The following is a 21,101-nucleotide window of genomic DNA, read 5'->3' on the forward strand; positions in this document are numbered from 1 at the left end:
ATTTCTGCTGTTCTGAATGTATGTCTCCGTCAGACGACGGTTATTTTTTCTGCAACAATGGATATTGTAATACCTTTGGATGGAAATGTCAACAAAAATTTAGCACTCGCGCGAAGTGAGTGCTAGCAAAACTGTCTGTCCGGGTTTCTGGCCGCAAAAACGCCGCCCGAAGCCAGGATACGTTCCCGGCCCCGGGCGGCATAAACCGCAGATCTCTTTTATTATACCTCCAGCTCCTCAAGGACAGCCTTCAGGGCTTCCTTTACGGAACCTTCCTTTAATACATTGTGAAGCCCGCTGTACTCTAAGAGCTTAAAGTAGCCCATGGAGCCTCCCGCCTGGCACAACTTATAATAATCTGCCCATGCGGCCTTCCGGTCCGCCTTCATCTTGGTATAGAACTCGAAGGCGCCGATCTGGGCCATGGCGTAGTCCACATAGTAGAAAGGATACAGGAAAATATGCTGCTTCTGCATCCAGAATCCGCCTCCTGTAAGGAAGGCGTTTCCGTCATAATCTCTCCAGGGCATATAGACCTTCTCCAGTTCGCTCCATACGGCCCTCCGCTCCATGGCCGTCATCTCCGGCTTTTCAAATACCCGGTGCTGGAATTCATCCACACAGACCATATACGGGATCTTCATCAGCGCGTCGGCTAAATGCTCCTTCCGGTACTGCTCCGCCTTATCTCCAAAGAAGCTTTCCATCCACGGATAGGTCCAAAGCTCCATGCCCATGGAGTGGATCTCATTGATCTCGCTGGTGCTGTGGCAGAGCTCCGGGGTCTTCTGGAATTTATCCGCCGTAAAGCCAGCAAAGGCATGGCCGGCCTCATGGGTCAGCACGTTCACATCCGCCTGGGTCCCGTTGAAGTTGGAGAAGATAAAGGGCGCATGGTACAGGGGAAGGGAGGTGCAGTAGCCGCCGACCCGTTTTCCTTTTTTGGTCTCCAGGTCAAACAGCTGGTGCTCCACCATAAAATCAAAGAATTCCCCGCTTTCCGGAGACAGCTCCCGGTACATTTCCTGGGCCTTCTTCACCATATAGTCCCGGTCTCCCACAGGAACCGGATTTCCCTGGGGACTGGAAATGGATTCGTCATAATAATGAAGGGTATCCACGCCCAGGGCCTTTCTCTGTCTTTCATACAGCTTTACACAGGCGGGGACGATCACCTCCTGCACCTGGCGGCGGAATACCTTCAGATCCTCTGCGTTGTAATCGTATCTGCGGCGTTTATAATATCCCATGGGGATGAAGCTCTCAAAGCCCAGCTTCTCTGCCATTCCGGCTCTGAGCTGTACCAGACCGTCATAGATCTCGTCGATCTTCGGTGAGATCCCCTCAAACAGACGGGCCCAGGCCTCGAACGCTTCCTTCCGCTCCTGGCGGTCTGTGCTCTGCATATGCTTTAAAAGGCCGTAGGTGCTGCACATTTCCCCCCGGAATTCCACAGACGCACCAGCCACAGTTTTGGAATACAGGTTGGCTAACTCCGCTTCCTTTACCATATCGTCCACCACGGCCTCACTGGAAAGGAGCTGTCCCACCTCCATATTCTGGATCAGGATGGAGCCGAATTCCTCCTCCATATCCTTCTTAAAGGGAGAATTTAAGATCACCGTTCCCATTTCCTTTACCAGGATCTCGTATTTCGGCATCCATGCGTGGAAATATCCCATCTCTGTCTCATAAAATTCATCCATCATATTGATGGTGTTCCGGATGTGGGCCAGCTGTCTGGCTGTGGAGACCTGGATATCCGTATTCACATAATCCATGTACGCCGCTTTAAACTCCCCAAAGTCTGCGGCATTTTTCAGAGCCTCTGTGACTGCTCTCATGTCTCCCAGTACCTTTTCCATATCCGGGCGGACATACTGAAGTTCAGAAAATTTTTCCATAGTTTCTGCTTCCCCTTTCTTCTTTCCCATATGAAACCTCCCTGCCAGGAGTTTTCTGTCTTTATTTTACTACAAAGACGGAGTTTCTGCAATCTGGGAGAGAAAGATTTCTGCCGGATCCCGCTCTCTTTCCAGCAGATGGGACGCTTTTTCCTACGAAAAAAAGAGGCCCGCAGGCCTCTTTTTTATTTCAGATATTCTGCCGCCACAAAAGCCATGGCTCTGGTGCAGAGCTTGATGTAACGCTCGTCCACCTGGAAACCGGGATTGTGCATGGGCGCATCCCCTCCCGTTCCCACAAAGATCATACAGGACGGGGCCTCCTGGGCAAAAAAACCGAAGTCCTCGGCTCCCAGCATGGGATCCAGGTCTGTGACCAGCCACCCCTCCGGACGGCCATCTCCCATGTTCTCATAAAGCCGGTCCGCATTGCTGCGGAAGGCCTGCTCCACGGTCTTTGTAAACTCTACGTCGTTGTAGACTGCCGGATATCCGGCCCGGAAGGCGATGTCGCAGGTTCCTCCCATGGATTCTGTGATCCCCTTTGCCAGGGTCTCGATCTGATGGCGCATTACATCCCTGGATTCCCTGGATACGTTTCTCATCATCACGCCCAGGACTGCCTGGTCCGCAATGATGTTGGGCGCCGAACCTCCGTGGATGGTCCCCACGTTCAGCGTGGCCTGGGCCATGGGCGAAAGGTTTCTGGACGCGATCCCATGAAGGGCGGACACCACTGCCGACGCAATGTAAATGGCATCCACGCCTTCCTCCGGCATGGAGGAGTGGGCTGCCCGGCCATGGATCGTCAGCGTATAGCCATCCGAATAGGAAGACAGGTACTTCTGCTTTAAGTAAATGAGGCCGCTGGCCCCGTTTTTCACATGAAGGGCAAAGCAGGCGTCCGGCTTCTCCTCCATCAGTCCTGCCTTTATCATCTCACGGCCGCCGCCGCCGTTTTCCTCTGCCGGCTGAAACACCAGCTTTACCTTTCCGTTCCAGCGCTCTCTGGTACGGAAAAGAAGCTCTCCCACAGCCAGGAGATTGGCCGTATGGACGTCATGGCCGCAGGCGTGCATGACCCCTGGGACCTGGGAACCAAAGGGAAGCCCTGTTTTTTCCTGGATTGGAAGGGCGTCCATATCAGCTCTCAGCATCAGGAACTTACCCGGGCGGCCGCTGTCGATGACAGCGATGATCCCTGGCTCCTGGGGGCTCTTTTCATAAGGGATCCCGATGCGGTCCAGCTCCCGCATCACCAGCTGGCTGGTTTTAAATTCCTGGAAGGACAGCTCCGGGCACTGATGGATCTCATGGCGCAGGCGGAGGGTCTGCTCCTCCAGCTCATCCGACAGGCGGACCAGCTCTTCCTGTAAGGTTTCGTTATATTCCATATTTCCGGCCTCCTCTTAAAATCCGATGGCAGTTCCGATGAAGATGGAAGCGACCATGATCACAAACAGGATCGCATAGCAGGGCACCAGGAACTTCATCCACCGCTTAAAGTCCACACCGGCCATGGCAAGACATGCCATAAGGTTTACGTTGGTGGGCAGGAACAGGTTCGTAAAGCCGTCTCCGTACTGGAGGGTGAGCACTGCCATCTGGCGGGTAACGCCCACCACATCGGCTAAGGGAGCCATGATCGGCATGGCAACCACGGTCTGGCCGGAGCCGGAGCCGATGAATACGTTAATGAACGCATTTGCAATGAACATTCCCACAGCCGCCATAGCGCTGCTTAAATGGCTTAAGGGGATGGAGATGTAATAAACGATGGAGTCCAGGACTCCCGCCTGGTTTAAAATAATGCTCATAATGGAGGCCAGGACCATGAATACCATAACGCCGCACATGGACTGGGTTCCCTTTACGAAGTTTTTCATGGTATCGTCCAGGCTGTATCCGGCCAGGATCCCTTCCACAAAGGCAACGGGAAGCATAATGGAGCCTAACTGGGTCATGCCCAGGCCCAGGGTCGGGCCGCCGGCAGCAAAAAAGATAAATGCGCCGAAGAAGATCGCCAGGATCGCCATTTCACGGCCGGAAAGAGGCTTATATGTATTTTCATACTCTCCGCTCTCCACGTCCTCCTCTCCGCCGAAATCCGCCTCGTATATGGCTGTATTTTTCTGGCAGCGCTTTGCCCACCATACCAGGTATGCGGAAACCACCGCCACATTGAGGATCGTTACGATGGTCCGGAGACCTGCGCCGGAATAAGGAACCAGGCCGGCGATCTCCTGTCCCATAACGCCAGTAAGGGGATTGATGGGGGAGGACATGAAGCCGGTGAAGGAGCCCAGGATCACAAGGCCAACGGCAAAGGTCCGGTCTGCCCGGAGCTTTCTGGCGATCAGAAGTCCCAGGGGAACGAACAGGATCACTGTGGAGATCATGGAGCCCACACAGCCTAAAAGGGCCGTGGCAAATACATAGATCGGAATGATCGCCAGGGCCTTATCCTTCAGCCGGTGGATCAGATTCCCCAGGGCCCGGTCCAGGACTCCTGTGGAGTTGACGATCCCCATCATGCCGCCCATGATGATCAGTGTCACGAACAGCTTTCCGAAGGAGGAATATACCGTATCTCCCACGGCCAGGATCACATCCACCGGGTTCAGATACGTCTTTTCCACCACCTCATAGGTGCCTGGAACTGCCATCTTTCCATCTCTCTGGTACGCTCCCGACGGGATCACAAACGACAGGATGTACACAGCCAGGTTTACGATGAGGATGATCTTCCACATGCTCATGGACTCTTTTTTCTTTTTGTCTGCCTGCATAAGTCTTTCTCCTTTTTTAGTAATATTTTATGATTATTTTATCTTCTTCCGTCATTTTTAACAAACAACGTTTTTGTCGCATGGCACAACTAAAAGAATCCATTCCAAAGAGATTCCTCTTCTCCGCATATTTTCTGTGAACACTTCACAAAGTCCATGGCTGCCTTTGTGATGTAGCTGCTCTTCAGATGAAGGACGGCCCCCGACGGTATGATATCCGGATATCTCCATCTGAAAAATACCATCCCCCTTCTCTGCTCCGCCGTCAGATGGTCCAGATAGCCGGCAGGAACCAGCGTTGCCCCGATGCCCTCGGCACAGCACTCCAGCACCGTAAGGACGCTCTGGGATATGACGAAGATCTTCGGATCGAAGCCATCCTCCCTGCAATACCGGTCAAACTGCTCCCCCATCCACGTATCTGCATCCATCCGCACAAAGGGACATCCGGAAAAAGGACGCAGCGAGACGATCCCCTCTTCTTTAAAGCCTCGGATCTCCTCCGGAGACAGGCATTCCGCTGCCATGGGCTCCGGCACAGCCAGGACGGTCTCCTCCCGGGACAGCCGGTGGGACACCAGGGCCGGATCGTCCTCCATATGATAACCAAACATCAGATCCAGCTTTCCAAGCTTTAGATCCGCAACACAGCCCGCCAGGTTCTTTTCCTTCACGGTCACGCAGATCTCCGGATGAAGCCCTGAAAACTCCTTCATGATCCGCGGGATCAGGATGCTGCTGCGGAAATAGGAGACGCCCACCACCAGATTCCGGCTTTCCTGCCCCAGAACCGCGTCCAGCTCTGCCCGCATCTGCCGCTCATTGTCCAGAATCCGGCAGACGTGCCGGTACATACACTCTCCGGCCGGCGTAAGGCTCATGGGCGTTTCCCGGTTGAACAGCCGGGTATTATACTCCTTTTCCATTTTGTCGATCTGCTTGCTGAGGGCCTGCTGGGTCATAAAAAGCTTTCTGGCCGCCTTTGTGAAGTTTAACTCCTCCGCCGCTGCTGCAAAATATCTGTAATTATCAAAATTCAACTGCCGCCTCCTAACAGGTAAACGCGATCCCGCTTCTTTTTAAAAACTGCTTTACGCTCTCATCCCATTCCCGCTCCAGGGTCCGGTCCATGGTGAAAACGTTCATGGATGTGCCCGTAACACAGGTCATTTCCTGGTTTTCATACTGGATGTTGATATAGAGGCCGCCTGCCTGCTCCGGCAGGATCCCCGGAGCATGGGCCTGTACGAACCGGCTCCTGGCCTCCTCCGACAGGCAGAGGACGATGCGGAAGGTCTCCGGCAGACGCTTTCCCCGGATCAGGGAAAAGCATACGGGCTTTATGGTCCTCCAGGAGGAAAACTCACCGATCTTCCCCTCCTCCTGCTCCTCTCCTGTATAGTAGCCCCGGCGCACCCGGCCGTCGATGGTGAACCGGTTGAAGGTGACGATGTCCGCCTCCCTTAAAAGAAATTGATCGAACAGCTCTCCGATAAAAAGCCCCGAGGTAAATTTCTTCTGTTCCTCGATCCGCAATGCGATCATACCTGTTCCTCCCCGGCACATACCGTCTCAAAGATCTCAAAAAAATCCGCCGTCACAGCCGGGCTCCCAGTGACCGTAAGCCCCTGCCACAGCTCCTCGTCCCCGGTCAGGGGGTGTTCCGCCTGGAACGCCTGGTAGGAGCTGTAAAAGGCAGCGCTTCTCTTTTCCCGTATCATCTGCTCCTTGCGGACTCTGGTGGCAGCCTCATCGTAATCGTTTTCGCACCTCAGGATGTAATATTTCCCTCCGTCCTCCACCACCGGGCTCACCTCCCCGGATGCCATGGAAAAGGCCGTCTTTTCATACTCCTCTCCCATGAGGCCGTACCAGAGCTGTTTTTTTATCTCCGGATCCTCTGAATATTCCTTGGCTGCGGCAAAAAAATCCATTCCCTCCTCCTGGATCTTTGAACGGATCTCTTCTGCCCGGGTCCTGTCGGAAACCTGGATCTGGGCCACGGAGATCACCTTGGCCTCGCTGTCGCTGACCTCCAGGTTCATATCCCCTGTAATGGTCTCCACCAGCTTTTCCGCTGTCCAGTAATCCGTATACAAGGCCTCCGCTTTTTCCTCTGTCAGCCCGAACTCCTCTGCCTGGACAGAGCCCAGAGCGTCCATATACTGGCCGGCCGCTGTTTTGGCCAGCTCCTTTTCCCGGCTGGAAAGGGTGATCTCCTTTTCCCGGGCCATGAGGCTCATGACCTTCAGCTCCTTTAAAAAATCATGGATCTGGCCTGTGAGGACCGTCTCAAAGGCCGTTCCACCGCCGTCCACCTCTGCGGTCCAGATCTCCTCTGAATATACGTTTTCGTAGCGGAGCCGCTCCGTGGTCAGGATCACCATGGTCTCCGCCTTTCCGTATTCCCTTTCTCCTTTTCCGGAATACAGCGTTTCCACTGCGCCGCAGCCCCCTAAGCATACGGCTGCCGCCATGGCCGCCATGGAGACAGCCGCCCGGCATATCCACGCGCTTTTCCGTTTTTTCATCTTCTTTTCCATTATTTCCGCTCCACCAACAGCTTTAATACCTTCAACGGCCCCTGGTTTACATTGGAATCCGCCAGAAATCTGGCGGCGGCCCGGGTCTCCGGCCGTCCATTAGCCACTGCAAAGCTGTAATACGCCTGGTTTAACATCTCGATATCATTTAACTGGTCGCCAAAAACCATGGTCTCTTCGGGACGGATCATGAGGCTTTCCTGGAGAAGCTTCACCGCCGCGCCCTTACTGACTCCCGGATCCATGGTATCCAGCCACTGCTCTCCCGCCAGGGTCACTTTAAGCTTCGTTCCGTATTTTTCCTTAAACCCGTCCGCCCGGCTTCCCAGGCCCTCCATACGGCAGCCGGCGATCTTCACAATGGGCTCAGCAAGGGTACTCAGATCCTCCAGCTTCTTTAAGCGGAAATGATATCCGTTTAACATCCACCGGAGAAACTCCGGATTCCTGGAATCCGTATAGGCGCAGTCCGCACAGTCCACTAAAACGTCCAGACCGGCGGCTTTCATATCGGCGATCACGTCCATAGCCAGCTCCTGCTTATACCGGGTCAGAAAAAGCTCCCTGCCATAGCAGCCCAGATACGCCCCGTTGTCCCCGATGTAAAAGATCTTATCCTTTATTGGATCAAAAATATATTCAATGCTGGCTGAATGGCGGCCACTGGCAGCCGCAAAATAGATCCCCTGGCTTTTGAGCTTCAGGATCACCTCGTAAAGCTCCGGATCCAGCCGGCTTCCCCCATCCTCTGTGAGGGTCCCGTCTATGTCTGATACGATCAGTCTGATCATCTTCGGCACTCCTTAAATTCCGTTTAATTCCTTCAGTTCCTGGTACAGCCTGCTCACAGGAAGTCCCATGACATTGGCATAAGAACCCTTAAGCCCCTTGATATACCTGGCAAAAAAGCCCTGGACGCCGTAGGCCCCAGCCTTGTCCATGGGCTCCTCCGACATGGCGTACTGGAAGATCTCCTCCTCTGTCAGAGGATACACCTCCACATCGGTCTTGTCGAAAAAGACCCTGGAACGGTCGTTTCCGTCTTCTCCCTTAAGGATCACACAGACGCCCGTATACACCTGGTGGACCCGGCCGGACAGCATCCCGATCATCTCACGGGCCTCTTCGTGGGTCTTTGGCTTTCCAAGGATCTTCCCATCTATGGCCACCACCGTGTCAGAGCCGATGACAGTCTCCCCGGCCTTTCTCCCGGCTGCCACGTCGGCCGCCTTCTGGGACGCCAGCTCCATGACCACCTCTGACGGCACGCTGGAGGTGACCTGTTCCACCACATGGCTCACAACGATCTCCGGCTGGATCCCGATCTGCAAAAGCAGCTCCTTCCTTCTGGGAGACGCAGATGCCAGAACTACACTCTTTATTTCCATTTTCTGCTTCCTTTCTAAGAAAAGAGGCCGCCAACTGCTAAAAAGCCTTCAGCCGCCTCTTTCCCTCTACGGATCTTCCAGGTCCAGGATGCCCGAAAAGCATTTCTGAGCCCTGCTTCCGTATTTAGAATTCAAATTTTTCTTCCAGATATGCCTTTAACTCTGCAATGGGTACCCGTACCTGCTCCATGGTATCCCGGTCGCGGACCGTAACGGCTCCGTCGGTTTCAGAATCAAAGTCATAGGTCACGCAGAACGGAGTTCCGATCTCGTCCTGTCTTCTGTAACGTTTTCCGATGTTTCCTCTGTCGTCAAACTCACAGTTATAATATTTGGAAAGCTCTGCGTACACCTTCTCTGCGCCCTCGTTGAGCTTTTTGGATAAGGGCAGCACGCCCACCTTCACCGGAGCGATGGCCGGATGGAAGTGGAGAACGGTCCTTACGTCGCCTTCGCCGATCTCTTCCTCATCATATGCGGAGCATAAGAAGGCCAGCGTCACACGGTCGGCTCCCAGAGACGGCTCGATCACATATGGAATATATTTCTCACTGCTCTCGTCGTCAAAATACGTCATATCCTGACCGGAGGTGTTCTGGTGCTGGGTCAGGTCATAGTCGGTACGGTCTGCAATGCCCCAGAGCTCGCCCCAGCCAAAGGGGAATAAAAATTCCAGGTCTGTGGTGGCCTTGCTGTAAAAGCAGAGCTCCTCTGCGGAATGGTCCCGGGCTCTCAGCTCGTCGTCTTTAATGCCTAAATTCCGCAGCCAGTCGATACAGAACTGCTTCCAGTAGGAGAACCACTCCAGATCCGTTCCCGGCTTACAGAAAAATTCCAGCTCCATCTGCTCAAACTCTCTGGTACGGAAGGTGAAGTTTCCAGGAGTGATCTCGTTACGGAAGGACTTACCGATCTGGCCGATACCAAAGGGAAGCTTCTTTCTGGAGGTTCTCTGGACATTCTTGAAGTTCACGAAAATACCCTGTGCCGTTTCCGGACGGAGATATACCGTATTCTTAGCATCCTCGGTCACGCCCTGGAAGGTCTTGAACATTAAGTTAAACTGGCGGATATCGGTGAAATCGTGCTTTCCGCAGCTGGGACAGCAGATGTTGTTGTCGTCGATATACTTCTTCATCTCTTCCTGGGTCCAGCCGTCGATCCCTGTCTCCGGCTCGATGCCCTTTTCTGCCATATAGTCCTCGATCAGCTTATCGGCGCGGAAACGCTCCTTACATGCCTTACAGTCCATAAGGGGGTCGGAGAAACCGCCCAGATGGCCGGAAGCCACCCATGTCTGGGAGTTCATTAAGATGGCGCAGTCCACACCCACGTTATAGGGGCTTTCCTGGATGAATTTTTTCCACCAGGCCCGCTTTACATTGTTCTTAAGCTCTACGCCCAGGTTGCCGTAATCCCATGTATTGGCAAGGCCTCCGTAAATCTCGGATCCCGGGTAAACAAAGCCTCTGGATTTCGCAAGCGCTACGATCTTTTCCATTGTCTTTTCCATATCGTCTCTCCTCTTCATTCTGTTTTCAGGACAGCGCCCTGTATGTTCCTTATTTAAAAATTATATAGGACACGCCTCCGTCCGGGGTCCTGACCCCGTTTTCTCCCGTCAGCGTCACTCCGTCGGAAATGTACTGGATGGCTCCGTCGGTCTCTAAAAGCGCCGGGCCCTCGACCACGGCCACATGGAGCTTTGATTTTTTCTTGACCTGGTCCGCCGGTACGGCCGTTCCCTTTTCCTTTCCTGCCGCAGCCGTCAAGGATACGTCCCCAAGCTCTGCTTCTTCCATGGAAAGGATGGACAGGGCCTTTACCTGGACTCCGCTCTCCTCATCCGGATACGCGGCCATAAATTCCATATAGGCCGCCGGAGAAGAGAAGTCTATGAGCAGGGAGGCAGTCCCGTCTGCCAGTGTACACGCATTTAAGACCGCTGGGGCCTTCTCTCCGTCCCCGGCCATGCTGGCCGCGTCCTGGTTGAAGGCTGCCAGGTTTTCTTCCACAAAAGCCTTTAATCCTTCTTCTGTGTAATAGTCCTTCTCATATGTCTCTATGGCAGCGCTGGTGACCTGGCCGCTGCCGGTGATGTACAGGCTGTCCTCTGTGGGTTCAAAGGCCTGCGCCGGACCGCGGGTACAGGCCGCCGTACAAAATACGGCAAGCCCCGTCAGGGCACAGAGACATGTATTTCTGATTCGGTTCATGGATCTTTCAGACCTCCTGAGTTGTTCCAGGCCCCATGGCATGGATCTTTGCCGGAGCCCCGCAGCTTGGTGCTTACGTAGCATTATCCATTACTGCGTTCAAAATGTCAAGGGAATGGAACGTTTTATCAATAAATCTTTCCTTGTTCTGCTCCACGCACCGGACGAATTCTCCCAGTACCTGGTCCGTCAGGGTGAATGTATACAGACTCTCCACCGGAGCGGCCAGGACGTACTGCCAGGCGTACAGGGTGGAATCGTTGAGACGGCCCAGGGGAAGCTCCCGGTATTCTCCGTTGATCTCCATGAGCTTCAGCTCATATACGGGCTTTACCAGACGGTTGGGGACCGACGGCTTTAAAAGAGCCCGCAGGGACTGGTATAAAAGCCGCAGCGTCTCCGTGGCGTCTATATTTTCCCTTCCATAATAATCGGCCATCTCCAGGAAATAGGAGCCATAGCAGGCTGCCTCCATATCCCCGGCGATCTCCCGAAAATAATTTTCCACCTCCGCACCCGCCAGGGTATAGGCGTCTCGACCCTCGTACAGCAGAAACTTTCCAAATACAAAGGGGGCCGCCGCTGCCATAAGCTGGTTCCCAGGCCGTCTCACTCCCCTGGCAAAGGCGGTGATCTTTCCCCGTCCGCGGGTCAGGATCACCAGCCTCCGGTCATATTCCCCCACCGGAGCGGCCATCAGGACCATTCCGGTGACACTTATCTGTTCCCTCATGACAATTTAGATATCCCTTGGGTTATACCCGTAATTCTTCATATAAAGCTCGCTGTCCCGCCATTCCCTGCGGACCTTGACCCAGAGCTGCAGGTTTACCTTTGCATCCATCAGATTCTCGATCTCGATCCGGGCCGCGGTGCCGATCTTTTTCAGCATGGATCCGCCCTTGCCGATGACGATCCCCTTGTGGGACTCCCGTTCACAGACAATGGTAGCCTCTATATCAAAGATCCCGTTATCCCGCTCTTCCATGCGCTCGATGACCACAGCGATCCCATGGGGGATCTCGTCGGACATGAGACGCAGCGCCTTCTCCCGGATCAGCTCCGCAGCGATCTGGCGCATGGGCTGGTCTGTGACCGTATCCTCGTCATAATACTGGGGGCCCTCCGGCAGATACTGGAACAGGGTGCGGATCAGGGTATCGGTGTTGGTCTTTCTCATGGCCGATACGGGGATGATCTCCTTAAACCGGTACACATCCTTATAGGTGTCCATGGTCTTTATGATCTCATCCTTTTTTACGGTATCGATCTTATTGATCACCAGGATCACCGGCGTTTTCACCTTGTTCAGCACCTTTAAGATGTGCTGCTCTCCGGCTCCTATGTAGGTCCCCGGCTCCACCAGCCACAGGATCACGTCCACCTCTTTTAAAGTATGCTCGGCGACGCTTACCATGTATTCTCCCAGCTTGTTTTTCGCCTTGTGAATCCCCGGCGTATCCAGAAAGATGATCTGTCCCCGGTCATCAGTGTAGACCGTCTGGATCCGGTTTCTTGTGGTCTGGGGCTTTTCTGAGGTAATGGCGATCTTCTGGCCGATCAGATGGTTCATCAGCGTGGATTTTCCCACATTGGGCCGCCCGATCAGGGTCACAAAGCCGGATTTATATTTTTTGTTCATTCAATTCCTCCCATAAGGCGCCGGAGGGCGGGCATTACTGCCCATCTTCTGACGCCGTTCCGTTATACAGAGGCTGGATGGCACCGAACATGGCCGCATCCGCCTTGATCTTTTCTTCATTTCCAATGGCACAGAGAGCGCCGGTCTTTAAAACCTCCCGCACGATACCGGAAAGGGCCCGCACATCCTCCACTCTGGCATTTAAGATCTCATCCCTCTCCTTCTGGACCATCTCGTCCGTCAGTCCGGAATACCAGGCGGCCAGGCCCCTGGCTCCCTTCTGGGACGGTGTCAGCGGCGTATCCAGCTCACTGATGGTACCGATCACATATTTCGTCATATCTCTCTCGTCCGCATTGAAGTTTTCCAGGTATTCGGGGATCCCCTCGTAGATATCGTTGGTCTCCTTCATATTGGGATCCCGGTAGGATACGAAATACCCGTCCCCGGACCGGGTGATGGCGCTCATGCAGCCATAGGCGCCGCCCTTGACACGGAGATTGATCCAGAGATAATCGTAATTTAATGCCACCTTAAGGAGACGGAGCACTCCGGTATAAGGATAGCCGCTGCCCGCAAAGCTGCCGCACCGGGCCACATAATTGACCTTTGAGGAGGAGGTAAAGCCCTCGTTCCGGCGGATCCCCGGCGCCTTCACTGCATACGTCTTTTTCTCACCCTCCGGCAATGCCTGGGAAAGCTTCTTCAAGGCTTCCGGAAGGAAGGAAAAGCCCCGGTCGTCCGCCGTATAGCTGACCGTCATGTTGTCCCTTGTAAAAAGGGCCCCCATGACTCTCTTAAGGCCTGCGATGATCTCTCCCTTTTTACTGTCAAACTCCCGTACCCACTGCTCCACAGACTGGAAATAATCGATGCCGGCTGTGATCTCGTTGTAGTAGGAAACGTCCGAAAAATAGGAGGTGGCCCTGGAGACAGCGGCCGTATGACCAGAGCTCATGAGCCGCATCTGGCTCTTGGATCTCACCTCGTTTAAGATCTCCCGCAGCCGTTTTTCATCCTCCAGAATGGATTCCGTAAGGATCTCCTTTAAGATCTCAAAGCCAAAGTCCAGTTTCTCATAAAGCACCCGGACGCTGGCCGCAAACAGTCCTGTAAAGCCGCCGTTTTTAAGATCCGGGAAGGCAGTCACAGAAAAGCTCACGCCGCCGCTGTTTAAAAAGATCTCGCTGCTCAGATCCCCGTAGGTATGGCGGGCGGTATCCACATAGCCCAGAACAGCCTTTAAAAGCCCCACATAGGGCAGATCCTGTACCGGAACGCGGCTGGTATCAAAAAGCACCTTTAGATATCCGATGCCCGAGGTAAATGTATCGTGGCGGACCACTGTGATCCCATCCACCTCCGTCTCAGAAAAGATCAGCTTCGCCGCCTCCGGCTCCATATCCGACCGGCCAAGAAGGGGGATCAGCTCCAACTCCTCCTTTGTGGAGGGCGTATCCTGGTACTCCTTTAATTCCTTCGTCTGCCGCACCAGGTCCAGGATCTCGTCATTGGAAAGTCCCGCCTTATATTCCGCCAGCTTTTCTGCCGTTTCCGCCTCCAGCCTGGCGGTCATGTTCCGCTCCGGGCTTAAGATCACCAGAGCCTCATAGGGATTATCCAGAAGATATTTCTTTATGAGTCCCTCAAAATATCCGTTTCCCGCTCCCTCTTTCAGAGCCTTGAAGGTCTCCTCATACTCCAGGTGCATCATGGGATCGCCGCCGTAAAGCCAGCTGTCCAGGCACTGGAGGCCGTACATAAGGCCCTTGGGTGCAGACCCGAAATCTGCCTCCCTGTACTGGAATTCATACAGGTTGATGCCGGCCCGCAGGCTCTTTTCATCCAGGCCTCCCAGGGCCAGCTTCCGCAGGGTCCCCTTGACCACCGCCAGGAGTTCTCCCTTCTGGTCTTTTCTGGCGTTCTTGGCCGCCACAGTGAAATACGGCTGGAGGATCCCGTTGTCATAGCCGCCCATGATGTCGTCGCCGATCCCCGCGTCCAGAAGCGCCTTCTTTAAGGGCGCCGCCGGAGCGTCCAGGAGCACGTACTCCAGTACCTGGAAAGCAATATATTCCCGGGGGGAAAGCTCGTTTCCGGCCTGGGTGCTTAAGGAAAGGTAAACCGCATTCTCCACGTCGTCGGTTTCTGACACAGAGTAAAAATACTCCTGCTCCACCGGCTCCTTAAAGGCCTTCTGGATCTGGATCTCAGAATCCACCTCTTCTCTCTCATATTTTCCCAGGTATTCCCGGTCCAGCCACTCCAGCTTTTCCGCCATGTCCATGTCGCCGTAAAGGTAGATGAAGCTGTTGGAGGGGTGGTAATATTTTTTATAGAAGGCCAGGTAGTCCTCGTAGGTCAGGTTCACGATGGCCTCGGGATCTCCGCCGGACTCAAATCCATAGCAGGTGTCCGGGAACATGGCAGCCTTGGTATACCGGTCCAGAAGACTTTCGGGCGAGGAAAATTCTCCCTTCATCTCATTGTATACCACTCCGTTGTAGGTCAGCTCGCCGTCCGGCTCTGAAAGCTCGTAATGCCAGCCCTCCTGCATGAAGATCTTTTTCTCTTTTCCGATCCTGGGATTTAAGACTGCATCCATATAGACGTCCATCAGGTTCTGGAAATCCCTGTCGTTGCAGCTGGCAATGGGATACACAGTCTTGTCCGGATAGGTCATGGCGTTTAAAAACGTGTTCATGGAGCCCTTCACCAGTTCCACAAAGGGGTCCTTCACCGGGAATTTTTCTGAACCGCAGAGGACGCTGTGCTCCAGGATATGGGGAACGCCTGTGCTGTCTCCCGGCGGTGTGCGGAAGCCCACGCAGAACACCTTGTTTTCGTCGTCGGTGCTCATGAGGAACAGTCTGGCTCCCGTTTTTTTATGCTCTAAGACGAAGCCCTCTGAATTCAGTTCCCGGATCTCTCTTGCATCCAGGACTCTGTATGCGGACAGGCTTCCGATCTCCTTACGCTGACTGTGCATATTGATTTCTTCCTTTCTATTACGATTACGATTGAAGATATAGGGGGAAGGTGGGGGGCCGGGATGGGAAACTGGGCCGACGGGGACGATACTGGGCGGGTCTCAAGGCCGGAATCCCCTCTGCAGGCATGCCTGCGCCGGGGCTTTCCGGGGGAGACTGGCCCGGCGATGACGATACAGGGCTGCTGCGCGCGTGCGCGCTCCACAGCCCTTCCAGAACATTCATAATCCGCTCATTTTTCTCCGAAAAATGGCTCCTTATTCATGTTCTGGGCGGGTCTCAAGGCCGGAACCCCCTCTGCAGGCATGCCTGCGCCGGGGCTTTCCGGCCTTGATCCCCTTGTATCTACATATTTCCCACAAATTTATCTTTTAGGATCGCGAAGCATTCCCGGACGGAGAAGTGTAAAAACAGCACCGGGTCGGATTTGGCGGCGATGCCGGTGATGCCGGGGATGCCGGTCTTTCTGGCTATGGCCTTGGCCCGGAGTACGTGGAAGTTGCTGGTTATGATCCCCACGCGGATGGATACCTCCTCGTCGGGAGGGGACAGATAGCCCGACGCTGCCATCACGTCCCGGATGGTCTGGCGTCTTTTTGCTTCCCGTTCCTGGATCAGGAGCTTGCTGTATACCAGATTTTCGTAGGTGCTGGCAGACTGCTCCTCCAGAAGCATCTGGGATTCGGGGATGCCGTGGGCCTTGAGATATTCGTACATGGCCTCCGCCTCTGTCATCTCCTCGCCTGCCCCTTGACCGCCGGACAGCACCAGAACGGTGTTTGGATGGACCCTGGCGTATTCCAGGGCTTTTTCCAGACGGTACTCCAGGGTTCTGCTCAGAGCCTTTCCCCGCACCTGTGCGCCCAGGACGATGACGTAATCGGCGCTCTGCTTATCCAGGGAAAAGAAGTTGACCCCCATGGCGATCTCCACACACACAAAGACCACAAAAATGGCAGTCAGGGCCGTCACCGCCGAAACCTCCAGGCGCAGCGAGATCCGGTCCCGGAACCTGTCGTAAAAGTGTACCACCGTCGCAATGATAAAAAGACAGGCGGACAGCACCAGCCAGATCGGTGCGAAGGAGGTGGACGGCCCGGAATAGCAGACGATCACCCCGTAATATGCCAGGCAGAATACGCCAAAAAACCAAAATAGAAATTCCATGGCCCCGCTCCCTTCCCCTTAGTCTTCTCTTTTTCTTAAGATATCATACGGCTCTGCCTGGCCGTCCAGGTCGATGAAGAGCACCTGCTGCGGATGGGGAGCGCTTTCCTGGCTTTCCCCGTCTTCCCGGAAGATCCCCTTCACCGTCACCTCCACGTTCCGGCCGTCGGGCTTCATGATCTCAATGGTCTCTCCCACGGAAAACTTGTTCTTCTGCTCGATCCGCCCCAAGCCGCGTCCATCCGTTTCCTCCACAGTCCCCAGATAGGTATAGTTTTTCACATAGGTGCTGCTGTCATAGATCTGGGTGTCGCTTCCAGGCTTTCCGAAATAAAAGCCCGTGGTAAATTCCCGGTAGGTGCATTTTCCGATCTCCTCCCGGTACCACTCCAGATTTTCCCGGTATTTCTCCGGACTTTCCAGATAATCATCGATGGCCTTCCGGTATGTTCTGGCCACGGTGGCCACATACAGGGCCGTTTTCATGCGCCCCTCGATCTTAAAGCTGTCGATGCCGGCTTCGATCATCTCCGGAACGTGCTCGATCATACAGAGATCCTTGGAGTTAAAAATAAAGGTTCCCCTGTCGTTTTCATAGACCGGCATGTATTCGCCGGGCCGGGTCTCCTCCACCACTGAATACTTCCACCGGCAGGGATGGGTACAGGCTCCCTGGTTGGCGTCCCGGCCGGTAAAATAATTGCTTAAAAGGCACCTTCCGGAATAAGAGATGCACATGGCCCCGTGAATAAAGCTTTCGATCTCCATATCCTCGGGGATATGGTCCCGGATCTCCCGGATCTCCTTTAGGGAAAGCTCCCTGGCCGATACCACACGCTTCGCTCCCAGCCCATACCAGAACTGGTAGGTCCCGTAGTTGGTATTATTGGCCTGGGTACTGATATGGATCTCCATCTCCGGCAGGATCCGCTTTGCAGTCATAAACACGCCTGGATCGGAAATGATCAGAGCGTCCGGGCCGATCTCCCCCAGCTCTTTAAAATATTCCTCCACTCCCGGAAGATCGTCGTTATGGGCGAAGATATTGGCTGTGATGTACACCTTCACGCCCCGCTCATGGGCAAAGGCGATCCCTTCCCGGATCTCTTCATTTGTAAAATTTTTAGCCTTCGCCCGGAGTCCAAAGGCCTCGCCTCCAAGATAAACGGCGTCGGCTCCATAGATCACAGCAGTCTTTAATACATCCAGGCTTCCCGCCGGGATCAAAAGCTCAGTCTTTCTCATGAGTCTTCCCTTTCTTTCCGGACGCTTAGGGCCACCCCGTCCCCGATGGGGAGGATGGCGGTCTCCAGATTTTTCATATGTTTTAAAGTATAAAGGTATTCCCGCATCCGGACATGGATGGTCCGGTCCCGGCGCTCCACCGCGTACCTGGACTCCACAATGGTCCCATCCTGGAGCACATTGTCGGACATTAAAAGTCCGCCGGGGGCCAGAAGTCTTAAGGCGTCCGGCAGCCAGTGGACGTACTGGCCCTTGGCCGCATCCATGAAGATAAAATCAAAGGAGCCGGAAAGGGATCCCAGGATCTCTCCCGCGTCCCCCTCCAGCAGCGTGATCTTTTCCTCCATCCCCGCCCTTTTAAAGTTTTCACGGGCAATGGGGATGCGCTTTTCGTATTTTTCTATGGTGGTAATGTGTGCCGTTTCCGGCATGGACCGGGCCATTAAAAGAGCCGAATAGCCCACAGCCGTTCCCACCTCCAGGATCCGCTCCGGCTTCTTTAAAGCGAGCATGGTCTTTATAAGAGCCGCCGTCTCCCGCCGGACGATGGGCACGCCGGACCGGACCGCCTCCCTGGCGATCCCGTCGCACAGCTCCCCGTCTCCTGGATCCAGGGAATTGATATAATCTGTGATCCTGCTGTCAGTGATCATTACTCCTTTTTCGTCTCCTCGTCCAAAATATTGATGATCTCCTTGGAGCTCTGGGAGGTATTCAGGGAAAAGCTTCCCTTTTTCACCTCATAATCGTAGCATTTTGCCTGGATGGAAAAGGCCACATGGTCCCGGATCAGACCGGCATCCTCCAGGAGCTTTCCCACGTCCGCCACCGACTCTGTACCGTCCAGGGTCACAGTCTTTTCCGTCCCCGGGAGTGCTTCCATTCCCGGGGCATAGAAAATATCATGGCCGAATTCATACGTTTTTCTGACGCCCAGCACCAGAAGCACCAGCACCAGGGCGTAAAACACAAGGCGGCCGGAAATGCCGATGACAGCCAGGCTGATCTTATTGATTTCCTTTGTCAGTTTGCTCATACGGCTCCTTTGTCCCGTCCTTTGGGACGGTCGTTATACTTCCATGATGATCGGAAGGATCATCGGGTTTCTCTTGATCCGCTTCCATAAGAAATCGCTTAAGCTGTCGCGGATGATGTTCTTGATCTTGCCCCAGTCGGAAACGTGCCGCTCCAGGCAGTCAGCCACGGCGTGGTCCACAATGGCCTGGGCTTCCTCCATCAGATCCTCTGACTCACGCACATAGACAAAGCCCCTGGACACGATATCTGGTCCCGAAAGCAGCTGGTTGGAGTATTTCTCCAGGGTCAGCACCACGATGATGATCCCGTTCTGGGCCAGGTTCTGACGGTCTCTTAAAACGATGTTTCCCACATCGCCCACTCCAAGGCCGTCCACCAGGACACCGCCGGACTGGACATGGTCGATGACCTGGGCGCTCTCCTCGCCGATCTCCAGCACATCGCCCGTATGGAGCATCATGATGTTTTCCTTGGGGATCCCCAGGGATTCTGCCAGCTCCTTCTGGGCCATCCTGTGACGGAATTCACCATGGATGGGGATGGCATATTTGGGATGCACCAGGGAATAGATCAGCTTGATCTCCTCCTGGCAGGCATGGCCCGATACATGGGTATCCTGGGAGATCACCTTTGCTCCCTTCATGGAAAGCTCGTTGATGACCCTTGCCACTGCCTTTTCATTTCCCGGAATGGGCGTGGAGCTTAAGATCACCACGTCTCTCGGCGTGATGGATACCTTCCGGTGCAGGGAGGAGGCCATTCTGGATAAGGCCGCCATGGACTCTCCCTGGCTTCCTGTGGTGATGAGCACCGTGTCCTCTTCCTTATAATTCTTTAACTGCTCGATATCGATGAGCGTGCCGTCGGGGATGTTGATATATCCCAGCTCCTGGGCCGTCCCGATGACGTTCACCATGCTGCGGCCCTCGATGACCACCTTTCTTCCGTACTTGCAGGCTGAGTTGATGACCTGCTGCACCCGGTCCACGTTGGAAGCGAAGGTCGCCACGATGATCCGGTTCTGGGTGTGCTCTGCAAAGATCGCGTCAAAGGTCTTTCCCACAGTCCGCTCGGACATGGTGAAGCCCTTTCTGATGGCGTTGGTGGAATCGCACATAAGGGCTAAAACACCCTTTTTCCCCAGCTCCGCCAGCCTCTGGAGATCTGTCACGTCTCCAAATACAGGTGTATAGTCGATCTTAAAGTCTCCGGTATTTAAAAGGATGCCTGCCGGCGTAAATACTGCCAGGGCTGCGGCGTCCTCGATGCTGTGGTTCATCTTGATAAATTCCACACGGAAGCAGCCCAGGTTCACGGACTGGCCGTGCTTTACCACCTTGCGCTTCACGTTTTTCAGCATATTGTGTTCTTTTAATTTATGGTCAATGAGCCCAATGGTCAGTTTTGTCCCGTAGACCGGAGCGTTGACCATTTTAAGCACATAGGGGATGGCTCCGATATGGTCCTCGTGTCCATGGGTGATCACAAAGCCCTTTACTTTGTCAATATTGTCCGTCAGATACGTCACGTCCGGGATCACCAGGTCAATGCCCAGCATATCATCGCTGGGGAAGGCCAGGCCGCAGTCCATGACGATGATGCTGTCCTCATATTCGATAGCAGTCATGTTCATTCCGATCTGCTCCAGACCTCCCAGGGGGATGATCTTTACTTTGCAGTTCTTATTGTCTTTGTTTGCGTTCTTCAAGTTTTAACCTCCATTGCGTTCTGCGCTTTTCTTCTGCACGCGCTGCAAAGGCCATACAGCTTTACCTCATGGTCCGTAACCTCAAAGCCCAGACTCTCGAACACCTACTTTTCCAAAGTGTCCAGAAGATCCGTCTCCAGGGAATACACCTTCCCGCACTGGGTACAGATGGCATGGTGATGGCGGTGGCCCGATCCCGTCTCTTCTCCGTTCAGCTCATACCGGGCGAAACCGTCGTCAAAGGTGACCTTTTCGATCACATGCAGTTCCAGAAGGACCTGTACGGTCCTGTATATGGTTGCAAGCCCGATCTCCGGGCTTTCCTCTTTTGCCAGGTCATAGATCTCCTCCACCGTCAGGTGCTCGTCCCCGTGGGCGCTCAGGATATTTAAGACCATGAGCCGCTGGCTGGTAACCTTAAGCCCCTTTTCCCGCAAAAGATCCTTTACCTTTTCTTCGTTCATGAAATAA

Annotated in this window: 19 protein-coding genes; all 19 read right to left on the reverse strand. The window is 54.2% G+C overall.

Going from position 1 to position 21,101, the window contains the following annotated elements:
• Positions 1–221 precede the first annotated feature (221 nt).
• The 19 genes from OCV69_RS10690 to OCV69_RS10780 all read right to left on the reverse strand — a co-directional run bounded on the left by OCV69_RS10690 (position 222) and on the right by OCV69_RS10780 (position 21,094).
• Positions 222–1,934, reverse strand: coding sequence for a M3 family oligoendopeptidase (locus OCV69_RS10690; protein ID WP_158359094.1), 1,713 nt, complete (start codon positions 1,932–1,934; stop codon positions 222–224).
• Positions 1,935–2,089: 155 nt separating this feature from the next.
• A complete protein-coding gene (locus tag OCV69_RS10695) occupies positions 2,090–3,298 on the reverse strand; it encodes a M20 metallopeptidase family protein (protein ID WP_022273695.1) in 1,209 nt (402 codons plus the stop codon).
• Positions 3,299–3,313: 15 nt separating this feature from the next.
• Positions 3,314–4,693, reverse strand: coding sequence for a YfcC family protein (locus tag OCV69_RS10700; RefSeq protein WP_158359096.1), 1,380 nt, complete (start codon positions 4,691–4,693; stop codon positions 3,314–3,316).
• Positions 4,694–4,782: 89 nt separating this feature from the next.
• On the reverse strand, positions 4,783–5,733 hold the full coding sequence (locus OCV69_RS10705; RefSeq protein WP_158359098.1) for a LysR family transcriptional regulator: 951 nt from the start codon (positions 5,731–5,733) through the stop codon (positions 4,783–4,785).
• A gap of 10 nt (positions 5,734–5,743) precedes the next feature.
• A complete protein-coding gene (locus OCV69_RS10710) occupies positions 5,744–6,238 on the reverse strand; it encodes a DUF5721 family protein (RefSeq protein WP_158359100.1) in 495 nt (164 codons plus the stop codon).
• On the reverse strand, positions 6,235–7,236 hold the full coding sequence (locus OCV69_RS10715) for a peptidylprolyl isomerase (RefSeq protein ID WP_158359102.1): 1,002 nt from the start codon (positions 7,234–7,236) through the stop codon (positions 6,235–6,237). The genes OCV69_RS10710 and OCV69_RS10715 overlap by 4 nt, the downstream gene beginning before the upstream one ends.
• Positions 7,236–8,027: an HAD family hydrolase gene (locus OCV69_RS10720; protein WP_158359104.1), complete on the reverse strand. Its 792-nt coding sequence runs from the start codon at positions 8,025–8,027 to the stop codon at positions 7,236–7,238. The genes OCV69_RS10715 and OCV69_RS10720 overlap by 1 nt, the downstream gene beginning before the upstream one ends.
• Positions 8,028–8,039: 12 nt before the next feature.
• Complete coding sequence (locus tag OCV69_RS10725) at positions 8,040–8,618, reverse strand: Maf family protein (protein ID WP_334307932.1); 579 nt, start codon at positions 8,616–8,618, stop codon at positions 8,040–8,042.
• 130 nt (positions 8,619–8,748) lie between these two features.
• The gene (locus tag OCV69_RS10730) at positions 8,749–10,137 is read right to left on the reverse strand and encodes a glycine--tRNA ligase (protein ID WP_022273702.1); all 1,389 of its coding nucleotides are present in this window, start codon (positions 10,135–10,137) and stop codon (positions 8,749–8,751) included.
• Between the two features lie 49 nt (positions 10,138–10,186).
• A complete protein-coding gene (locus OCV69_RS10735; RefSeq protein WP_158359108.1) occupies positions 10,187–10,840 on the reverse strand; it encodes a hypothetical protein in 654 nt (217 codons plus the stop codon).
• A 73-nt stretch (positions 10,841–10,913) separates the two neighbouring features.
• On the reverse strand, positions 10,914–11,573 hold the full coding sequence (gene recO / locus OCV69_RS10740) for a DNA repair protein RecO (RefSeq protein WP_022273704.1): 660 nt from the start codon (positions 11,571–11,573) through the stop codon (positions 10,914–10,916).
• A 6-nt stretch (positions 11,574–11,579) separates the two neighbouring features.
• On the reverse strand, positions 11,580–12,482 hold the full coding sequence (gene era, locus OCV69_RS10745) for a GTPase Era (RefSeq protein WP_022273705.1): 903 nt from the start codon (positions 12,480–12,482) through the stop codon (positions 11,580–11,582).
• Positions 12,483–12,516: 34 nt separating this feature from the next.
• Positions 12,517–15,471: an insulinase family protein gene (locus OCV69_RS10750; protein ID WP_158359110.1), complete on the reverse strand. Its 2,955-nt coding sequence runs from the start codon at positions 15,469–15,471 to the stop codon at positions 12,517–12,519.
• A 346-nt stretch (positions 15,472–15,817) separates the two neighbouring features.
• The gene (locus tag OCV69_RS10755) at positions 15,818–16,639 is read right to left on the reverse strand and encodes a YdcF family protein (protein ID WP_158359112.1); all 822 of its coding nucleotides are present in this window, start codon (positions 16,637–16,639) and stop codon (positions 15,818–15,820) included.
• Positions 16,640–16,657: 18 nt separating this feature from the next.
• Positions 16,658–17,884: a peptidase U32 family protein gene (locus OCV69_RS10760; protein ID WP_158359114.1), complete on the reverse strand. Its 1,227-nt coding sequence runs from the start codon at positions 17,882–17,884 to the stop codon at positions 16,658–16,660.
• On the reverse strand, positions 17,881–18,537 hold the full coding sequence (locus OCV69_RS10765) for an O-methyltransferase (RefSeq protein ID WP_022273708.1): 657 nt from the start codon (positions 18,535–18,537) through the stop codon (positions 17,881–17,883). Before OCV69_RS10765 ends, OCV69_RS10760 begins: the two co-directional genes overlap by 4 nt.
• Positions 18,537–18,920 carry an MltG/YceG/YrrL family protein gene (locus tag OCV69_RS10770; RefSeq protein WP_158359115.1) on the reverse strand — a complete coding sequence of 128 codons (384 nt, stop codon included), beginning with the start codon at positions 18,918–18,920 and terminating at the stop codon, positions 18,537–18,539. The genes OCV69_RS10765 and OCV69_RS10770 overlap by 1 nt, the downstream gene beginning before the upstream one ends.
• 33 nt (positions 18,921–18,953) lie before the next feature.
• Entirely contained in the window at positions 18,954–20,630 is a 1,677-nt protein-coding gene (locus OCV69_RS10775) for a ribonuclease J (RefSeq protein WP_262427511.1), read from the reverse strand.
• A gap of 104 nt (positions 20,631–20,734) precedes the next feature.
• Positions 20,735–21,094, reverse strand: a complete 360-nt coding sequence (locus OCV69_RS10780) for a Fur family transcriptional regulator (protein WP_331485710.1) — start codon at positions 21,092–21,094, stop codon at positions 20,735–20,737.
• Positions 21,095–21,101 lie beyond the last annotated feature (7 nt).

Source organism: Alitiscatomonas aceti, assembly GCF_025567195.1.
Lineage (GTDB): Bacteria > Bacillota > Clostridia > Lachnospirales > Lachnospiraceae > Alitiscatomonas > Alitiscatomonas aceti.